Consider the following 17871-nt stretch of genomic DNA (forward strand, 5'->3'; position numbering starts at 1 on the left):
TTACGGCTTTCGGCTTACGGCTTACGGCTTACGGCTTACGGCTTACGGCTTACGGCTTACGGCTTACGGCTTACGGCTCACCACTCACGACTACGCGCGCAGCGCGTAACGTAGCTAGTCTCGGTAGCGTCGGGCCAGATCCCCATAGGCGTCGATACGTCGGTCACGGAGGAAGGGCCAGATGCGTCGGGTCTCTTCGCCACGTTCCATGTCCAGAGTAGCCAGCAGACGCTCGGCCTGTTCGCCGCCATGGGCCAGGAGTTCTCCCTGGGGGCCGCAGATGAAGCTTCCGCCCCAGAAGTCGATGCCCTGGCCGATGCCCGATCGGTCGGCTTCGTGGCCGACCCGGTTGGCCACGATCACCGGGAGGCCATTGGCCACGGCATGACTGCGCTGGATCAGTGTCCAGGCGTCCTTCTGACGGGCCTTCTCGTCATCGTCGTCCGGCGGATGCCAGCCGATGGCGGTGGGGTAGAGCAGTACTTCGGCGCCGGCCATGGCCATCAGGCGGGCGGCTTCCGGATACCACTGATCCCAGCACACCAGCACGCCGAGTCGTCCCACCGAGGTGTCGATGGGGGCAAACCCCTGGCCTCGATCCGCGTCGTGGTCCCCGGGCGTGAAATAGAATTTTTCGTAGAAGCCCGGGTCATCGGGGATATGCATCTTGCGGTAGTGCCCCACTCGGCCACGCTGGCCGTCATAGACCACGGCGGTATTGTGGTAGAGGCCCGGCGCACGACGTTCGAACACGGACCCCATCAGCACGATATCGAGCGCTGCCGCCAGGGCGGCCAGGCGTTGTCCGGTAGGGCCGTCCAGGGGCTCGGCCAGATCGAACAGGTCGGGATCCTCGTACTGGCAGAAGTAATGGGTGGCGTGCAGTTCCTGAAGCACCACCAGTTCGGCGCCGGCCGCGGCGAGCTCGCGTATGCCGGTTTCGCTTTCGTCGAGGCTGCGGGACTTGTCGGGCCAGGCGGGCTGCTGGACCAGGCCGACCCTGAGGGTGCGTGTCATGGGCCTTCTCCTGCGCGGTGACGGTTGAGGGTGCCGCGTGGCAGTTGCATGGCAAGACAGTGCAGGCTGCCATGCTGGCGGATCAGTGTAGAAGCATCGATGGGCACGATGTCACGGTCGGGAAACGCCTCGCCGAGCGCCGCCAGGGCGGTCGTGTCGGCGGCATCACCGTAGGTCGGTACCAGTACCGCGCCGTTGATGACCAGGAAGTTGGCGTAGGTGGCGGGCAGTCGATGGCCATCCTCGGGATCGAGGCAGGGGGCCGGCCAGGGTAGCGCGATCAGCCGATAGGGCGAGCCGTCGGCGCGGCGCAAGGCCCGCAGCTCGTTTTCCATGGCCGCGAGTTCGGCGTGATGAGGGTCCTGTGGGTCGTTGCATCGCACGTAGGCGATGGTGGCAGGGTCACAGAAGCGTGCCAGGGTATCGACATGGCTGTCGGTATCGTCGCCTTCCAGGTGGCCATGGCGCAGCCAGAGCACCCGGCGGATGCCGAGGTCCTCGGCCAGGTGTGCCTCGATGTCCCGGCGTCCGAGGCCAGGGTTGCGATTGTCGTTGAGCAGGCAGGCCTCGGTGGTCAGCAGGCTGCCTTCGCCATCGGTGTCGATGGCGCCGCCTTCCAGGACCAGCTGGCGAGGTTGCAGCGGACAGGCATAGGCGCCGAGGGCATGGAGGCATCGGGTCAGAGCATCGTCGCGGGAGGCGTCGAACTTGCCGCCCCAGCCGGTGAACGCATAATCCAGCAGCAGAGGGGCGCCATCCCGCTCGACGGTCAAGGGGCCATGGTCGCGAGCCCAGGTGTCGTCGGTCTCGGCGACCATCAGGTACAGGCGATCTTCGGAGATGCCGAGCCGGGCGAAACGGTCGGCCAGCCGGTTCCGGGTGGGGATGTCGGGTACGGCGATCAGCACCGCCTGATAGCGGGCGATGGCCGTCACCAGACGCTCGAGCGTCGCTTCGATGCGCTCCAGCAAGGGCCCCCAGTCGCTGTCGGGACCTGGCCAGGTCAGTTGCACGGCGTCCTGGGGTGTCCATTCGGGCAGCAGGCGATTGACCATGGGGCGGGTCTCATGAGGTGTCGGAATGCGCGAATGTAGGCCGGCGACACCGATGATGCAAGGATCGCGCAAATGCATGGTCGGGTCGATGCAGCCGGGTTCAAAAAGCCTTACCATGAGCGCCCGCCGACAAGGAACGCTGATATGCTGGATCGTCTGCCACTACTGATCGGGTTGCGCTATGTTCGCGCCAAGCGGCGTAACCACTTCATTTCCTTCATTTCCCTGACCTCCATGCTGGGCCTGACGCTGGGCGTGGCGGTCTTGATTCTCGTGCTTTCCGTGATGAACGGCTTCGACCGGGAGTTGCGGACCCGAATATTGGGGATGGTGCCTCATACCCAGATCGAGAAGCCCTCGGGCATGACCGAGTGGGCGTCGCTCGCCGAGCAATTGACGCAACGCGAGCATGTCATCGGCGCGGCGCCCTATATCGAGCAGCAAGGCATGTTCGCGGTGGACGGACGTAACCACGGCGCCATGGTCAACGGTATCGAACCCGACTGGGAGCGTCGTGTGTCGATCGTCGACGAGCACATGACGCGGGGGCGTCTCGACGATCTGGCGCCAGGCGACTGGAATGTCGTGCTGGGCGAAGTACTGGCGCGCCAGCTCGGGGTCGGTGTGGGCGACAGCGTGACACTGCTGGTGCCCGAGGCATCGATCACGCCGGCCGGCGTCTTTCCCAGACTCAAGCGCTTCACGGTCAGCGGCATCTTCAGTGTCGGCGCCGACCTGGACGCCAATCTGGCCTATGCCAACATCGAGGACATGCAGACCCTGGCGCGGATGGGCAATGCCGTCGGGGGGCTGCGCCTTGAACTCGACGATCTGTTCAAGGCCGGCAGTGTGACTCAGTCGATCATCGACGATCTCGGGGCGGGCTATCGAGGCCTCGACTGGACCTACACCCGGGGCAACCTCTTCCAGGCGATCCAGATGGAGAAGCGCATGATCGCGCTGCTGCTCACCGTGATCATCGCGGTCGCGGCCTTCAATATCGTCTCGACCCTGGTGATGGTGGTCACCGACAAGCATGCCGATATCGCCATACTGCGCACCATCGGCGCCACGCCACGTTCGATCATGGGCATTTTCATGGTCCAGGGACTGGCAATCGGCGTGATCGGCATTCTGATCGGGGTGGGGCTGGGCGTTGTGCTGGCCCTGACCGTGTCCGACATCATCGCTTTCGTCGAATCGACCTTCGGTATCCACTTCCTCGACGCCGGTGTCTATTTCATCAGCGAACTGCCCTCGCAGCTGCTGTGGTCCGATGTCGGCAACATCGTGATGGCGGCCTTCGCCCTGACGTTTCTGTCGACACTTTATCCGGCCTGGCGCGCCGCCAGGGTCCAACCCGCGGAGGTGCTGCGCTATGAGTGACACGGCCATGACTCGAGACACGGTAGCGGGCGAGGTGATGCTGGCGTGCCGCGAGCTGACGAGGACCTATCGCGAGGGGCCGCGAGACCTCACCGTACTGGATGCCCTGGAACTCGATGTGCGGGCCGGCGAACGGGTCGCCGTGGTGGGCAGCTCGGGGTCGGGCAAGACGACCCTGCTCAACCTGCTGGGCGGGCTGGATCGGCCCAGCCATGGCGAGGTACGTGTTGCCGGCGAGGTGCTGCACACCATGGGCGATGCGGCGCTGGGCCGCTTTCGCAATCGCCATATCGGCTTCGTCTATCAGTTTCACCACTTGCTCGCTGAATTCACCGCCCTGGAGAACGCCGCCTTGCCACTGATCGTGCGTGGCCAGCGCAAGCGCGAGGCCGAGACACGGGCCATGGAGATCCTGGCGCGGGTCGGCATGCGGGAACGGGCCGCTCACAAGCCCGGGGAACTGTCCGGCGGGGAACGTCAGCGGGTGGCCATCGCCAGGGCCCTGGTGACCGATCCGAGCCTGGTATTGATGGATGAGCCCACCGGCAATCTCGATCAGTCGACGGCGGCGAGCATCCTGGCGCTGATGGATGAGCTGTCCAGCACGGCGGCATGCGCCTTCGTCATCGTGACCCATGATCCGGGTCTGGCCGCGCATCAGGATCGCGTCCTGCGTCTGGACGGCGGTCGTCTGGCCGACGACGCTTCCCCCGACTGATCTTGTCCTTCAGGGGTGGCCCGTCCGTCGGCCGCTCCATCTTCCGGAGGTGCCGTCGCCGTGCGGCACGGCGCTTCCAGCTTCGCACCACCTGCCAACGCCACAGTAGCCGGATGATCAGGCTGCCGGCGATGCCGCAGACCACCGCCGCCACCAGCGAGCCGAGTGCCAGGGCCGGCAGGATGTCGAGGGTCTTCTCGGCGATCCAGCGGGTCGACAGGCGGTCCGGTGCCGCCCGTATCGGGCTGTCCAGCAGCCAGGCGCCGAGTCGATAGTTCCCGTAGAAGATCAGCGGCATGGTCAGCGGGTTGGTGATCCACACCAGCCCCACGGACAGCGGCAGGTTGGCGCGCATGAGCCAGGCACCCAGTGCTGCCAGGGCCATCTGGAAGGGAATCGGCAGCAGCGCGCAAGAGAGCCCCACGAAGAAGGCATTGGCCACGCTGCGCCGGGATAGCATCCATAACGAAGGATTGCCGATCAACTGGCCCAGAAAGCGCAGCGAGCGTTGGCGCCTGAGCGTATCGGGATGTGGCAGGTAGCGCTGCAGGAGTCGGCGCGGCATGACGAGAGGCTCGCGGCTTCGAAACAGGGGCTATTATCCATACAAGCCATGTGCCTCGCCACGCTACTCTGGTGGACGATGCGACGCATGCGGATGTCGTGGGCCGTTCAGGGATGACGGAATGAGACAGGGATGGGCCATGCCCCTGGCGCTCGCTGCCCTGGCGGGCGTATCGATGGGGGCTTTCGCCACGACGGTGTGGCTGCAGGGGGTGGGGGTCATCGGCCTCTGGTGCCTGGTGTGGCGTCGCGGGCGTGCGGCTCTGCTGATGGCGGTGGCGATGCTCGTGGCCGTACGAATATTGCTGGTGGCCGGCGGTGAGCTGGCGCCGGGCCTGAGCCGCCAGGACGTGCGTCTCGACGCGCGAGTGCTCGACGTTTCTCGCCAGGCCGGGACGGCGCGCCTCGATCTGTCGGTCGACGCCTGCCGGCCGCTGGCATTCGGGTTGCCCCCTTGTGATGACCTGTCCCGAGCACGCCTGAGTGTCTACCAGGGGCCGGATATCCAGGCGGGGGAACGCTGGCGATTGACGGCCCGCCTGCGGCCGCCTTCGGGGTTCGCCAACCCGGGAACCTTCGACTACCGTGGTTGGCTCTGGCGCGAGGGAATCCAGGCCACCGGTTATCTGCGTCAGTCGCCGGCCGCACAACGGTTGTCCGAGGGCGGTGCGTCGGTGCGTGAGCTGGCCCTGACACATCTCGATGCTCAAGCGCTGGCGCCACGGGCTGCGCGTTGGCTGGCGGCCTTGACCCTCGGGGCGGAACGGCGACTCGAGAGGCAGGACTGGGAGCTGCTCAATGCCAGCGGCACAACGCATCTGGTGGTGATCTCCGGCCTGCATATCGGCCTGGTGGCTGCCTTCGCGCTGGGGGTGTCACGCCTGCTGGCGCGTGGTCTGTCACCGGGGGGCTGGCGCATGGCGATCTGGCCCTGGTGGCTCGCTGGCATGGCCGCCACTGGCTATGCCGTTCTGGCGGGCCTGGAGCCACCGGCATTGCGTGCCCTGGTCATGACGCTGATCGGGCTCTGGGTCGCCAGCGGTCGACACGCACCGGGCACCTGGCAGGCTTGGTGGCTGGCACTGGCGCTGGTCCTGCTGCTCGATCCGCTATCTGCCTGGCGGCCGGGGTTGTGGCTCTCCTTTCTCGCCGTGGCGTTGTTGATCCTGATCTGGCAGGGAAGGGCGAGACCTCGAGGCGTGCGTGGCTGGTGCCTGGCCCTGGTCCGTACTCAGTGGCTGCTGGCGCCGGTCATGGGGGCGGCCGTGCTGTTGGCGTTCGGTCGGCTCGCGCCGGCCGCGCCGCTGGTCAATCTGGTTGCCGTACCGTTGGTCAGTAGCCTGATGGTGCCCCTGGGGCTGGCAGGCTGGCTGCTGGCCTGGATACCGGGGCTCTCGATGGCCTGCTGGAGCCTGTTCGCCGGATTGACCCAGGGGCTGGCCGCCATCCTGGACGCCGCCGTGGCGATCATGCCGCTCTGGCAGCCGCCACCGGAACAGCGTTGGCCCCTGGCCATTGGTCTGGGCCTTGTCAGTGTGCTCTGGGCCTTGCCGGGCCTGGATCGGCGTTGGCGTCAGGTCGGTACCCTGGTGCTGGTGGCCGGCAGCATCGGGTTGCCGGTCGCGGAGCCGGCCCGAGGCACGCTCTGGGCGCGGGTGTATGATGTCGGCCAGGGGCAGTTGGTGGAGCTGCGTACCACCGGTTATCGCGTCCTGGTGGATACCGGGCCGCGTTTCGGCTCAGGTTTTATGCCGCTCGAGACGCTCTGGGCACCCGGTCAGGTATTCGACGATGTCATCGTCAGTCATGGTGACCGGGATCATGCCGGAGGCCTGGCGGCTCTCGGCGCCGAGCACACCGTCGGGCGTTACCTGGCGCCTCCGGGCGAAGCGTTGCCGGTCAAGGCGGCCCCTTGCCGAGCGGGTCGGGTCTGGCAGCGCGACGGTGTCGAATTCCGTTTTCTCTGGCCGCCGTCTCGAGTCGAGGGGCTGTCCGACAATGATCGCTCCTGTGTCTTGCTGATCACCGCTGGGGAGCAACAGTTGCTGATACCCGGCGACGTCGGCCGACGGGTCGAGCGCAGCTTCCTGAGGGATATCTCGGGACCGGTCACGGTGCTGGTGGCGGGGCATCATGGCAGCCGAACCAGCTCCGGGCCTTCCCTGGTGAATCGACTGTCGCCCGGGGCGGTCCTCTTCAGTGCGGCACGTGGCAGTCGCTTCGGGCATCCTGCCGCCGAGGTGGTGCGGCGTTTCCGGAATGCCGGCACCTGTCTGTGGAACACGGCCCAGGATGGTGCCTTGACCCTGACGCTTGGGGAGTACGAGGACCCGCGCATCATCGCGGCGCGGCCTCTCCCCCGGCGGTCCGGCGGTGTCGGCCCGGGCTGCCTTGCGTTAGAATCGCCTGCAACGATGCCGGGCTCGCCCGTGCCGCCATCCACCGAAGCGGAGTCACCGTGACCGAATACTCCGGTTGGACCCTCTACAAGCGTCTGCTGGGTTACGTCAGGCCTCACTGGCGAGCCTTCGCCTTGGCCATTGTGGGCTACCTGCTCTATGCAGCCTCGAGCACGGCGCTGGCCGAGATGATGAAACGGCTGATCGACGGTATCCAGAACCCGGATGCCGCCTTTCGGCTATGGCTCCCCCTGTTTGTGGTGGGCATGTTCGCCTGTCGTGGGCTGGGAACCTTCCTCGGCACCTATTTCATGAGCCATGTGGCTCGCAACCTGGTGCATGCGCTGCGCTGTGATGTCTTCAATCACATGCTGCATCTGCCCGGTCGCTTCTTCGATGCACATTCCTCCGGGCATCTGATCTCGCGTGTGACCTACCATGTGGAACAGGTGACCGGCGCCGCGACCAAGGCGATCACTATCCTGCTGCGTGAAGGGCTCTTCGTGCTCGGGCTGATCGCCTACCTGTTGTGGACCAACTGGATGCTGACGCTGCTGTTCCTCGCCGTGACGCCGATCATCGGCGGTGTGGTCAGTTATGCCAGCAAGCGGTTTCGGCGCATCTCGCAGCGAATCCAGCGCTCCATGGGGGACGTGACCCATGTGGCGTCCGAAGCCCTGTCCGGTTATCGGGTGGTGCGCACCCATGGTGCCGAGTCCTACGAGAAGGCACGCTTCGCCGCGGCCAGTGAGGTCAACCGTCGCCAGAGCATGAAGGAGGCCCTGACGAAGGCCACCAGCACGCCGGTCATTCAACTGCTGGTGGCGTTCGCCCTGGCGGCACTGGTATGGCTCGCCATGTCGCCGGCGCTGATGGCGGACATGACGCCCGGCGAGTTCGTGGCGTTCATTACCGCCGCCTCCCTGATGGCCAAGCCGGTACGCCAGCTCACCGAGATCAATGCCACCGTGCAGAAGGGGATCGCCGCAGCCGGCGAGCTGTTCGGCCTGCTCGAGGAAGCCCCCGAGGAAGACTCGGGCGATCGAGAGCCGGGTCGCCTGGAAGGGCGCGTGCGCTTCGAGGGCGTACGATTCGCCTATGGCAGTGATCAACCCGAGGTGCTCAAGGGCATCGACCTGGAGGTGTCGCCGGGCGAGATGGTCGCCATCGTCGGTCGATCGGGCAGCGGCAAGTCGACCCTGATGGGCCTGTTGCCCCGTTTCTATCGTCCCACGGCGGGCCGCATCCTGATCGATGACGTGCCGCTCGAGACGTACCGATTGGCACCGCTGCGTCGCTGCATCGCCCTGGTGTCCCAACAGGTCACGCTGTTCAACGCGAGTATCGCCGACAATATTGCCTATGGCCTGGAGCATGCCGACCCGGCAGCCATCGAGGCTGCCGCTCGTGCCGCCCATGCCCACGAGTTCATCGAAGGCCTGACGGAAGGCTATGACACCGTGGTGGGAGAGAATGGTGTCATGCTGTCGGGGGGGCAGCGTCAGCGCCTGGCCATTGCCCGGGCAATCTTCAAGGATGCGCCACTGCTGGTGCTGGACGAGGCCACCTCGGCACTGGACACCGAATCGGAGCGCTACATCCAGGCCGCCCTGGAAGAAGTGTGTCGCGACCGTACCACCTTCGTCATCGCCCATCGCCTGTCGACCATCGAGCGTGCCGACCGCATCCTGGTGATGGAAGCCGGCGAGATCGTCGAGCAGGGTAGCCATACCGAGCTGCTGGCCCGGGATGGCGCCTACGCGGCCCTGCATCGTCTGCAGTTTCGGGAGAGCGAGCCAGCATGAGATCGCTCGCCGAGCGCTGGCTGGAAGCGGCCTATGGCGGTGAGCGCTGGCTCATGGCGCTGCGCCCTCTGGAGGCGCTCTATCGCTGTGTGATGCGTCGCCGGGCACGAGCCTACGCCAACGGGCGGCGGGCGGTATGGCGTGCGCCGGTGCCGGTGGTCGTGGTGGGCAACATTACCCTCGGGGGAACCGGCAAGTCGCCGTTGGTGGCCTGGCTGGCGCGCCACCTCGGCGAGGCGGGGTGGACGCCGGGGATCCTGTCGCGGGGCTACGGCGGTCGGTCCGATCGGTATCCCCTGTATCTCGAGGCGGACACGTCGGTCGCGGAGAGCGGCGACGAGCCGCGCATGCTGGCCGACCAGACCGGCTGTCCCGTGGTGGTCGACCCGGACCGGCCTCGGGGCGGGCGTCGTTTGCTGGAGGCGGGTTGCGACATCCTGATCAGCGACGATGGGCTTCAACACCTGGCACTGGGCCGTGATCTGGAGATCGTGGTGGTCGATGGTCATCGCGGCCTGGGCAACGGGCACTGCCTGCCGGCTGGCCCCTTGCGTGAGCCCGCCGAGCGTCTTGCGAGCGTGGACGCGGTGATGGTCAACGGTCGGATGCATCAGCAGACATTGGCGTCCGGCCATGCCATGCACCTGACGCCTGTCGCCTGGCGTGCTCTGGGTGATGGGCGTCGACGGAGCCTGTCGCCGCTTCCCTTCACCGGGCCGGTGCACGCCCTGGCCGGTATCGGCCGGCCGGCGCGCTTCTTCGAGACATTGCGTGAACTCGGTGTCGAGTTTGAGGCCCATGCCTTCGGCGATCACCACCGGTTCACCGCCGTTGATCTGGCCTTCGACGACGACCGACCGGTGGTGATGACCGCCAAGGATGCGGTCAAGTGTCGGGGGCTGATCGCCGAGGCCTGGAGCCTGGATGTGGAAGCGGTGCCCGAACCGGCCTTCGTCGACTGGCTGGACGCGCGTCTGGCGATGTCATGAATCTCCGTGCCATGCTCTGAAATGGCTGACGAAATCGCTCATGGAGGCGACGACATGGACAAGGAACTGCTGGCGATGCTGGTATGCCCACTGTGCAAGGGCAAGCTGAAATACGACCGCGAGGCCGACGAGCTATTGTGCCGCTATGATGGCCTGGCGTATCCCGTGCGTGATGGGATCCCGGTCATGCTACCCGACGAGGCCAGGCAGATGGATGTCGACGAGAAGCTGCCGGCGTCTCCGGGACGCCATGGCGAAGCCTGAGGGGAGAGGAATGCAGGATTTCATCGCCGTGATTCCATCGCGTTTCGCTTCCACACGCCTGCCGGGCAAGCCGCTGCTGGATATCGCCGGAGAGCCGATGGTCGCTCACGTCTGGCGCCGTGCCTGTGCCAGTGCTGCCGCCCGGGTAGTGGTGGCCACCGACGACGAGCGTATCCGCACCGCCTTCGATGGCCGGGATGCCGAGGTGGTGATGACCCGTGACGACCATCCTTCGGGAACCGACCGCCTGGCCGAGGTGGCCGAGCGGCTGGCACTGCCCGGCGATGCCGTGCTGGTGAATGTTCAGGGCGACGAGCCCCTGATTCCGCCGGCCCTGATCGATCAGGTGGCCATGCGGCTATTCGACGATCCCGGCGCCTCCATCGCCACGCTTGCCGAGCCGATCACCGATGTCGAGACGCTGTTCAATCCCAATGCCGTGAAGGTGGTACGCACGGCGTCGGGCAGGGCGCTGTACTTCTCGCGGGCGCCCATCCCCTGGAATAGAGAGGCCTGGGATAGAGACGCCTTCGCCAAGCGCCCCGAACGACTCCGGACCGATGCCTGGCTGAGGCATATCGGCATCTATGCCTATCGCGCGAGTTTTCTCGCCGAATATCGTGACTGGGCGCCGTCGCCCTTGGAGCAGCTCGAACAGCTCGAGCAGTTGAGGGCCCTGCATCATGGTCATGCCATTCAGGTCGGCCTGGCTCGGGAACCCAATCCGCCCGGCGTGGATACGGCCGAGGATCTCGAGCAAGTGCGCGAGTGGCTGCGTGGCCAGGGAGAGGACGCGACATGATCCGGATACTCTTCGTCTGCCTCGGCAATATCTGTCGCTCGCCCACTGCCGAAGGCATGTTTCGTCAGATGCTCGACGAGGCCGGCCTGGCCGATCGTGTCGAGATCGACTCCTGCGGGGTCGGCCCCTGGCATGTCGGGGAGGCGCCCGATCCGCGTGCCCGCAAGGCGGCGTCGCGTCGTGGCCTGGATATCGGTGGGCTACGCGGGCGGCAGCTCGAGGCGGCCGATTTCGAGCGCTTCGACTATCTGCTGGCCATGGACGAGGACAACCTGGCCGCCCTGCAGGCTCAGTGCCCAGCGGACTGTCGGGCGCATGTCGGGTTGTTCCTGGCGTTCGCCGGTCTACCCGACACGCCGGTCCCCGACCCCTACTTCGGCGGGGAGCGAGGCTTCGAGGACATGATGGACCTTCTGGAAGCCGCCTCTCGGGGCCTGCTGGACAGTATACGAGAGCGCCTGGAGACGTCGTCTTGAGCCTGGATGTCAGGTGCGATCACGACCTTTCCCGCTTCAATACCCTGGGGCTGCCGTGTCGTGTCGAGCGCTTCGTTGCCCCTGCGTCGCCGGAACAACTGGCGGAGGCACTGGCGCTGGCCGAGCGGCAGCAATGCCGGCCCCTGCTGCTCGGTGGCGGCAGCAACGTGATCCTGCCGGCGACCCTGTCGGGCCTGGTCATCCAGCCGGCGATGGCAGACTGGTGGCTGGAAGAGCGGGAGCGGGAGGTACTGGTGCATGTCGATGCCGGTGTGGTGTGGCATGACCTGGTGATGGCGCTGGCACGCCGCGGCCTGTGGGGCGTCGAGAATCTGGCGTTGATTCCCGGCCACTGCGGGGCGGCGCCGATCCAGAATATCGGGGCCTATGGCGTGGAACTTCACGAGGTGCTGGAAAGCGTTCGCGTGGTATCGCTTGAAGATGGACGCGAGACGACGATGACGCCCGATGAGTGCGCCTTCGGCTATCGCGACAGCATCTTCAAGCGTGAACTGGCCGGGCGAGTGGCGATCATCGGGCTGGTCCTGCGGCTGTCACGCCATGCGGCGCCGCGCCTGGGTTACGGGGATCTGTCGCAACGCGTTTCCGCGACGCCTTCATCACTCGAGGTCGCCGAGGCCGTCAGCGCCGTGCGACGCGAGAAACTGCCGGATCCGGCCCGACTCGGCAATGCCGGGAGCTTCTTCAAGAATCCCCTTGTATCGCCCGAACACGCTGCGGCGCTGCATGCCGAGTATCCGGACATGCCGCAATTCCCCCAGGCCGCCGGCGTCAAACTGGCGGCGGGCTGGCTGATCGATCGGTGTGGCCTGAAAGGATGGCGGCATGGGCATTTCGGTGTCCATGACCGACAGGCCCTGGTGCTGGTGCACCATGGCGGGGGGACCGTCGAGGAGCTGCTGGAGGTGGCGGCCGAGGTGGCCAAACGGGTACAGAGCACCTTCGATGTTTCCCTCGAACGAGAGCCACGTCTGCTGGGAGAAGCGGACACGGGAAAATGACGGCATGTCCCGGCAGCCGTCGCCCGGCTCAGGTACAGAACATCGATCGTGGCCGGGGACTCGGGCCAGATCTCTGTCATGGCCGTCGCTTGCCGGCTCTAGCCCTCCTCCCATCGCTCTCCCGTCTCCCCATGCTGGAAGGTCAAGAAGTCCTCCTCCTCGATGTGTTCGTCCAGAAAATCCAGGAAGGCACGCACGGCGGGCAGCAGGCCTCGGCGCGAGGGAAATACCGCATGCAGGATGCCGCCCCGGGGTTCCCAGCCGGGCAGGACGTCGATCAAGTCATGCCTGGCCAGGTCGCTGTGGCCGACCAACATGGCCAGCTTGACGACGCCGTGTCCTGCCAGGGCGGCCTGATGCAGCGTCTCGGCGCTGTCCGTGACCAGGCGTGGGTGATGGGGAATCTGGGCCGTGGCACCCTCCGGACCGACCAGGTCCCAGACATGCTGCTTGTCGTATTGCGCAAAATCCAGGCTGGGTAGAGCCCGGAGATCGGCCGGCGTTTCGGGAACGGGGTAGCGTTCGACGAGACTCGGGGCCGCCATCAGTCGTTGAGGGCTTCTGGCCAGTACTTTCATGGTCAGGTCGCTATCCTCCAGGGGAGGGAAGCGTATCCTGATTGCCAGATCGAAGCCTTCCTTGATCACATCGACTCGCCGGCTGGTGGCCTCCACCTGCACATTGACGTGCGGGCAATGGCTCATGAAGCGGACCAGCAACGGGGTAATCAGATAGTGCAATACGCTCGGTGAGCAACTGAGCTTCACTGTGCCCCGTGGTTGTGCATGGTTGCGCTCGATCAGCTCCTCGGCGGCCTCGGCCTCCACCAGCATCGCGACACAGTGCCGGTAATAGGCCTGTCCCAGCTCGGTGACGGAGAAGCGTCGTGTCGAACGGTTGATCAGCCGCGTCGACAGGCGCTCCTCGAGCTGGATGATGCGACGGCTGAGCTTCGACTTTGGAATTCCGAGTGCCCGGCCGGCAGGGGCGAAACCGCCGTGATCCACGACCTGGACAAAGTAATAGAGATCGTTGAGGTCTTGCATCTTGTCGTCCTATAATTGGGACGGTCATTCCCGAAAAAGCCGTCTAGATGGATCTTCGTTCTTGAAATAGCCTTCTGGTCATCGAGGCTTCATGCCTCCTTCACCAAACAGGAGTCCGACGATGAAGAAGATCCAGGGTGTATACGGCGCTCCCCGAGGACACTGGGTCGGAGACGGCTTTCCCGTGCGCTCCTTGTTCACCTATGACCGCATGGGAGCACAGCATCTCAGTCCATTTCTGCTGCTCGACCATGCGGGGCCCCATACGTTTCAGCCAGGCACGACGCCGCGGGGTGTGGGGGCGCATCCCCACCGTGGCTTTGAAACCGTCACGCTCGTCTACGAAGGGGAACTCGAGCATCGGGATTCTTCGGGCGGCGGCGGTCGCATCGGCAAGGGGGATGTCCAATGGATGACGGCCGGTGCCGGAATCGTCCACGAGGAGTTCCACTCGCAGGCCTTTACCGAAAGCGGCGGTCTGCTCGAGATGGTGCAGTTATGGGTCAACCTGCCAGCCCGCCACAAAGAGGCGCCTCCAGCTTATCAAACCCTTCTCGAGGCGGATATTCCTCGCGTGCCGCTGGCGGGGAAGAGCGGAGAGGTACGTGTCGTGGCCGGCAACTATGCTGGGCATCAGGGACCGGCCCAAACGTTCACGGCGGTCAACATGTGGGACATTCGGCTTGTTGCCGGCGGGGATGCGGCAATGTCCGTGCCCGATGGCCACACGACCCTGCTGGTCGTGCTGGACGGTACCGTGCTCGTCAACGGCGATACGGTCGTGCGCGATGAGGCCGTGGCGGTCTTTGAGCGGCGTGGCGAGGCGTTGCACCTCGAGGCCAATAACGATGCCAGGTTGCTGCTGCTGAGCGGTGAACCCATCGACGAGCCCGTCGTGGGCCACGGCCCCTTTGTCATGACCTCCGCGGAGGAAATTCATCAGGCCTTCAGCGAATTTCAGGACGGTCGGTATGGCGTCCTGAGCGACTATTAACCCGGCAAGCTTTTATGTCGAGTGAATCGCGGCACAGGGACGTGCCGCCGCCGGCCGTCAGGCCGGCGCGAGCCCGCGCCACACCAGAAGATCCACGCCTCTGCGCCAGCGTGGTGCGGGCGACAATCCAATAGATCAGGACGATCTATTGGATTACCAGGTCAATAGCGGCTCGGCCGCTGGCGTGTTGCCCGGTAGCCGACGGGGTTGCCGGGATTTCCAGCCACAAGAGGAGAATGAGCATGTCCTTTACCTATCAGCGATTGAACAAGGACGATGTGGCACTGTTGATGGTCGATCACCAGGCAGGACTTCTGTCCCTGGCGCGTGACTTCAGCCCGGATGATTTCAAGAACAATGTGCTGGCTCTGGCCGACATTGCCAAGTTCTTCGAGATTCCGACCATTCTCACCACGAGCTTCGAGGATGGCCCCAATGGTCCCATGGTGCCGGAGCTCAAGGAGGCATTCCCGAACGCGCCTTATATTGCGCGCCCGGGACAGATCAATGCCTGGGACAATCAGGATTTCGTCGATGCCATCAAGGCCACCGGCAAGAAGCAACTGCTCATTGCCGGGGTCGTGACCGAGGTCTGTGTGGCCTTTCCGGTGCTCTCGGCACTGGAGGAAGGCTATGAGGTGTTCGTGGTCACCGATGCCTCGGGCACCTTCAACCAGACGACACGGGATGCGGCCTGGAATCGCATGTCCCAGGCCGGTGCCCAGTTGATGACCTGGTTCGCTGTCGGTGGCGAGCTGCATCGTGACTGGCGCAACGACATCGAAGGGTTCGGGGGGCTGCTGGCCAGCCATCTGCCGGCCTACTCCAACCTCATGCAGAGCTATGCTCAACAGGCGAGATCCTGACGCGTCAGGCTCGGCCCTTCGGGGTCGAGCCTTTCCCGATTATCGGACGAAAGGGGGGTAGCATCATGAGCACACAGGTGGACGATCGTGAGGTGGCATCCTCGATGGATTGCCCGGTCATCGAGGGCAAGCGCCAGGTACAGCATGTGTCACCGCGCACTGCCGATGTCGGTGGTATCGAGGTGAACCGGGTGCTGCCGTCCCGCCACCGGCGCCTGGTGGGGGCCTGGTGCTTTCTGGATCATGCGGGTCCCGCCGTCTTCAAGGGGGACGCCGGCGGCTTGCGTGTCGGTCCGCATCCACACATCGGTCTTCAGACTTTTACCTGGATGATCGAAGGCAAGGTGCTGCACCGTGACAGTCTGGGCAACGAACAAGTGATCCGTCCCGGCCAGGTCAACCTGATGACGGCAGGGCGGGGAATCAGCCATACCGAAGAATCGATTTCCGGCGAGACGCACCTGCATGCCGCCCAGTTGTGGATCGCCTTGCCCGATGCGCATCGACAGGCCGAGCCGCGCTTCGACCATTACCCCGATCTACCCGGCTGGACGTCACAAGGCGTCGAACATACCTTGCTGACCGGGGAGTTCGAGGGCCGGCGTGCGCCGACCCTTGCTTTTTCGGAGCTGGTCGGCGTCGACCTGGCTTGCCGTGAAGGTGCCACGCTGTCGTTGTCGCTGCGAGAGGACTTCGAGTACGGCATCATGCCGCTGGAAGGTTCCCTGGATATCGAGGGGGATGTTTTCTCGGCGAATGAAATGGCCTATCTGGGGCGTGGTCGCTCATCCGTCACCCTGTCTCTTCCGGCCGGGGGACGTGCCATCCTGGTAGGGGGAGAGCCGCTCGGCGAGGAAATACTGATCTGGTGGAACTTCGTCGGTCACAGCCGGGCGGAGATCATCCAGGCCCAGCGTGACTGGGAAGCGGGACATGAACGCTTCGGTACCATAGAAGGCTACGATGGCGAGCGACTGATGCCGCCGCCGTTGCCCTGGGCGTCGTGATTCCGTTACGCCATTTTCCTCATCGAGTGACGACCATGTCCATGACGTCATCTTCCATCTCCTCCTCCTCGGGGAGCAGTATCACCCTTCGTATCCAGCATCGGGTGAATCCCGATGCCATCGAACGCTATGAAGACTGGCTACGCCGCATCATCGACGTGGCCGGTCGTTACTGCGGCCATCAAGGCGTACATGTGATGCGACCGCCGGCAGGCAGCCAGGATTACGAGATCGCACTGCGTTTTGCCACGGAAGACGAAGCCGATCGCTGGCGCCATTCCGAGGAGCGCCGTCGGCTCATCGAGGAGATCCGGCCTGCCTTGCAGCAGGAGGAAGCCATCGAGATTCATAGTGGCATCGATTACTGGTTCACGGCTCCTGCAGCGAAGCGCCAGCAGCCCGTGCGCTGGAAGCAATGGGTGGTCACCACGGCGGTGATCTGGCCGCTGACCATGATCGTGCCGATTCTCTGGCAGCCTGTCCTGTCATTCATCCCGCAACTCGACATCTGGGGAGTGCGCAACGGGCTGTTCGCGGCCACGATCGTGGGCCTTGTCGTCTATGTCGTGATGCCGCGGGTCGTACGCCTCGTAGCGGGTTGGATGTTTCGGTGAGGTGCATGGCAGCATTCCGAGTGGATTTTCAGCCGTCGAGCGTATTTCGAAAGTCCCTTGAATGAAAAACGCCCGTGACCAGATGGCCATGGGCGTTTTTCGTCATGGAAGCCCGGTGGGGTCAGCCCTGGCCGCCTTCCTGGCGCTTGGCTTCCTTTTCGCGTCGACGGATTTCCCGAGGATCATTATGGGCCCGGCGACGGCGGCGCCTGGATTCGGACGCACTTTCCGTTGCCGTTTGCTCCTTGGTCTCGGCCGGCTCCTGAGCCTTCTCCGGCTGCCGGGTCGACTCAGCCTCCGACGTCTTGGCTTGAGGCGCTTCGGCCCGCGGTGCTTCGGTCTCGGGCTTGGCGCTTTCTTCGGCCTTGGCCCCAGTCTTGGGCGCGGTTGCCTCGGACTTGGCGGTTTCGGCCGGCTGGTTGGTGACCGCCTTGGCCTCGGTCGGCGCCTGAGCCTTCTCCGGCTGCCCGGTCGACTCGGCTTGAGGCGCCTTGTCCTGAGGTGCTGTGGCCTTGGGCTTGGCACTCTCTTCAGCCTTGGTCTCAGCCTCGGACTTGACGGTTCCGGTCGGCTTATCAGCGGCCGCCTTGGTCTCGGTCGGCGCCTGAACCTTCTCCGACTGTTGGGTCGACTCAGCCTCCGACGTCTTGGCTTGAGGGGCTTCGGTCTCGGGCTTGGCGCTTTCTTCGGCCTTGGTTTCCGCCTTGGACGCGGTTGCCTCTGACTTGGCGGTTTCGGTCGGCTTATCAGCGGCCGCCTTGGTCTCGGCCGGCGCCTGAACCTTCTCCGACTGTTGGGTCGACTCAGCCTCCGACGTCTTGGCTTGAGGGGCTTCGGTCTCGGGCTT

The 17871-nt window shown here is 65.0% G+C and carries 17 protein-coding genes and 1 pseudogene; 13 read left to right on the forward strand and 5 right to left on the reverse strand.

What is annotated here, in order from left to right; translation table 11 throughout:
• Window positions 1–114 precede the first annotated feature (114 nt).
• Both RSO41_RS18025 and RSO41_RS18030 read right to left on the reverse strand, forming a co-directional pair.
• Complete coding sequence (locus tag RSO41_RS18025) at window positions 115–1017, reverse strand: carbon-nitrogen hydrolase (RefSeq protein ID WP_315620646.1); 903 nt, start codon at window positions 1015–1017, stop codon at window positions 115–117.
• Window positions 1014–2072 carry an agmatine deiminase family protein gene (locus RSO41_RS18030; RefSeq protein ID WP_315620647.1) on the reverse strand — a complete coding sequence of 353 codons (1059 nt, stop codon included), beginning with the start codon at window positions 2070–2072 and terminating at the stop codon, window positions 1014–1016. Before RSO41_RS18030 ends, RSO41_RS18025 begins: the two co-directional genes overlap by 4 nt.
• A gap of 144 nt (window positions 2073–2216) precedes the next feature.
• On the opposite strand from RSO41_RS18030, the gene RSO41_RS18035 reads away from it, so the two are divergent.
• Together RSO41_RS18035 and RSO41_RS18040 are read left to right on the forward strand one after the other, a co-directional pair.
• Window positions 2217–3458 carry a lipoprotein-releasing ABC transporter permease subunit gene (locus tag RSO41_RS18035; RefSeq protein ID WP_315620648.1) on the forward strand — a complete coding sequence of 414 codons (1242 nt, stop codon included), beginning with the start codon at window positions 2217–2219 and terminating at the stop codon, window positions 3456–3458.
• A complete protein-coding gene (locus tag RSO41_RS18040) occupies window positions 3451–4176 on the forward strand; it encodes an ABC transporter ATP-binding protein (protein ID WP_315620649.1) in 726 nt (241 codons plus the stop codon). The genes RSO41_RS18035 and RSO41_RS18040 overlap by 8 nt, the downstream gene beginning before the upstream one ends.
• On the opposite strand, the gene RSO41_RS18045 is transcribed toward RSO41_RS18040, so the two are convergent.
• Window positions 4082–4741, reverse strand: coding sequence for a DUF2062 domain-containing protein (locus RSO41_RS18045; RefSeq protein WP_315620650.1), 660 nt, complete (start codon window positions 4739–4741; stop codon window positions 4082–4084). The two genes, RSO41_RS18040 and RSO41_RS18045, sit on opposite strands and share 95 nt — an antisense overlap.
• 121 nt (window positions 4742–4862) lie before the next feature.
• Between RSO41_RS18045 and RSO41_RS18050 the strand changes: the two genes are divergently transcribed.
• Genes RSO41_RS18050 through murB form a run of 7 tightly spaced genes read left to right on the forward strand, consistent with a single transcriptional unit; the run spans window position 4863 to window position 12497 of the window.
• A complete protein-coding gene (locus RSO41_RS18050; RefSeq protein WP_315620651.1) occupies window positions 4863–7202 on the forward strand; it encodes a DNA internalization-related competence protein ComEC/Rec2 in 2340 nt (779 codons plus the stop codon).
• Window positions 7199–8944, forward strand: coding sequence for a lipid A export permease/ATP-binding protein MsbA (gene msbA, locus RSO41_RS18055; protein WP_315620652.1), 1746 nt, complete (start codon window positions 7199–7201; stop codon window positions 8942–8944). The genes RSO41_RS18050 and msbA overlap by 4 nt, the downstream gene beginning before the upstream one ends.
• Window positions 8941–9933, forward strand: a complete 993-nt coding sequence (lpxK, locus tag RSO41_RS18060; protein WP_315620653.1) for a tetraacyldisaccharide 4'-kinase — start codon at window positions 8941–8943, stop codon at window positions 9931–9933. Before msbA ends, lpxK begins: the two co-directional genes overlap by 4 nt.
• A 54-nt stretch (window positions 9934–9987) precedes the next feature.
• Window positions 9988–10197 (forward strand): Trm112 family protein, encoded by a 210-nt coding sequence (locus tag RSO41_RS18065; RefSeq protein WP_315620654.1) that lies wholly within the window; start codon window positions 9988–9990, stop codon window positions 10195–10197.
• Window positions 10198–10207: 10 nt separating this feature from the next.
• The gene (gene kdsB / locus RSO41_RS18070) at window positions 10208–10999 is read left to right on the forward strand and encodes a 3-deoxy-manno-octulosonate cytidylyltransferase (RefSeq protein ID WP_315620655.1); all 792 of its coding nucleotides are present in this window, start codon (window positions 10208–10210) and stop codon (window positions 10997–10999) included.
• Window positions 10996–11475, forward strand: a complete 480-nt coding sequence (locus RSO41_RS18075; RefSeq protein WP_315620656.1) for a low molecular weight protein-tyrosine-phosphatase — start codon at window positions 10996–10998, stop codon at window positions 11473–11475. The genes kdsB and RSO41_RS18075 overlap by 4 nt, the downstream gene beginning before the upstream one ends.
• Window positions 11472–12497, forward strand: a complete 1026-nt coding sequence (gene murB / locus RSO41_RS18080) for a UDP-N-acetylmuramate dehydrogenase (RefSeq protein ID WP_315620657.1) — start codon at window positions 11472–11474, stop codon at window positions 12495–12497. The genes RSO41_RS18075 and murB overlap by 4 nt, the downstream gene beginning before the upstream one ends.
• A gap of 98 nt (window positions 12498–12595) precedes the next feature.
• Here murB and RSO41_RS18085 read toward each other — a convergent pair whose 3' ends face one another.
• On the reverse strand, window positions 12596–13543 hold the full coding sequence (locus RSO41_RS18085) for a LysR substrate-binding domain-containing protein (RefSeq protein ID WP_315620658.1): 948 nt from the start codon (window positions 13541–13543) through the stop codon (window positions 12596–12598).
• Between the two features lie 121 nt (window positions 13544–13664).
• Here RSO41_RS18085 and RSO41_RS18090 point away from each other — a divergent pair, with 121 nt between their 5' ends.
• The 4 genes from RSO41_RS18090 (at window position 13665) to RSO41_RS18105 (ending at window position 17024) form a co-directional block, all read left to right on the forward strand.
• Window positions 13665–14537, forward strand: coding sequence for a pirin family protein (locus tag RSO41_RS18090; RefSeq protein ID WP_315620659.1), 873 nt, complete (start codon window positions 13665–13667; stop codon window positions 14535–14537).
• A gap of 242 nt (window positions 14538–14779) precedes the next feature.
• Window positions 14780–15403, forward strand: a complete 624-nt coding sequence (gene ycaC / locus RSO41_RS18095; RefSeq protein ID WP_315620660.1) for an isochorismate family cysteine hydrolase YcaC — start codon at window positions 14780–14782, stop codon at window positions 15401–15403.
• A gap of 65 nt (window positions 15404–15468) precedes the next feature.
• Complete coding sequence (locus tag RSO41_RS18100; RefSeq protein WP_315620661.1) at window positions 15469–16410, forward strand: pirin family protein; 942 nt, start codon at window positions 15469–15471, stop codon at window positions 16408–16410.
• A 41-nt stretch (window positions 16411–16451) separates the two neighbouring features.
• On the forward strand, window positions 16452–17024 hold the full coding sequence (locus RSO41_RS18105; protein ID WP_315620662.1) for an antibiotic biosynthesis monooxygenase: 573 nt from the start codon (window positions 16452–16454) through the stop codon (window positions 17022–17024).
• 121 nt (window positions 17025–17145) lie between these two features.
• On the opposite strand, the pseudogene RSO41_RS18110 reads toward RSO41_RS18105, so the two are convergent.
• A pseudogene (locus RSO41_RS18110) lies at window positions 17146–17871 on the reverse strand (ribonuclease E/G); the annotation flags it as partial.

Source organism: Halomonas sp. I1, assembly GCF_032334135.1.
Lineage (GTDB): Bacteria > Pseudomonadota > Gammaproteobacteria > Pseudomonadales > Halomonadaceae > Halomonas.

Bases quoted from the DNA above. Each gene is read 5' to 3' on its own strand.
- lpxK (WP_315620653.1), top strand. From the start codon at position 8,941: ATGAGATCGCTCGCCGAGCGCTGGCTGGAAGCGGCCTATGGCGGTGAG.
- RSO41_RS18090 (WP_315620659.1), top strand. From the start codon at position 13,665: ATGAAGAAGATCCAGGGTGTATACGGCGCTCCCCGAGGACACTGGGTC.
- RSO41_RS18100 (WP_315620661.1), top strand. From the start codon at position 15,469: ATGAGCACACAGGTGGACGATCGTGAGGTGGCATCCTCGATGGATTGC.
- ycaC (WP_315620660.1), top strand. From the start codon at position 14,780: ATGTCCTTTACCTATCAGCGATTGAACAAGGACGATGTGGCACTGTTG.
- RSO41_RS18085 (WP_315620658.1), bottom strand. From the start codon at position 13,543: ATGCAAGACCTCAACGATCTCTATTACTTTGTCCAGGTCGTGGATCAC.
- RSO41_RS18050 (WP_315620651.1), top strand. From the start codon at position 4,863: ATGAGACAGGGATGGGCCATGCCCCTGGCGCTCGCTGCCCTGGCGGGC.
- RSO41_RS18035 (WP_315620648.1), top strand. From the start codon at position 2,217: ATGCTGGATCGTCTGCCACTACTGATCGGGTTGCGCTATGTTCGCGCC.
- RSO41_RS18030 (WP_315620647.1), bottom strand. From the start codon at position 2,072: ATGGTCAATCGCCTGCTGCCCGAATGGACACCCCAGGACGCCGTGCAA.
- RSO41_RS18065 (WP_315620654.1), top strand. From the start codon at position 9,988: ATGGACAAGGAACTGCTGGCGATGCTGGTATGCCCACTGTGCAAGGGC.
- RSO41_RS18025 (WP_315620646.1), bottom strand. From the start codon at position 1,017: ATGACACGCACCCTCAGGGTCGGCCTGGTCCAGCAGCCCGCCTGGCCC.
- RSO41_RS18105 (WP_315620662.1), top strand. From the start codon at position 16,452: ATGACGTCATCTTCCATCTCCTCCTCCTCGGGGAGCAGTATCACCCTT.
- RSO41_RS18040 (WP_315620649.1), top strand. From the start codon at position 3,451: ATGAGTGACACGGCCATGACTCGAGACACGGTAGCGGGCGAGGTGATG.
- kdsB (WP_315620655.1), top strand. From the start codon at position 10,208: ATGCAGGATTTCATCGCCGTGATTCCATCGCGTTTCGCTTCCACACGC.
- RSO41_RS18045 (WP_315620650.1), bottom strand. From the start codon at position 4,741: ATGCCGCGCCGACTCCTGCAGCGCTACCTGCCACATCCCGATACGCTC.
- RSO41_RS18075 (WP_315620656.1), top strand. From the start codon at position 10,996: ATGATCCGGATACTCTTCGTCTGCCTCGGCAATATCTGTCGCTCGCCC.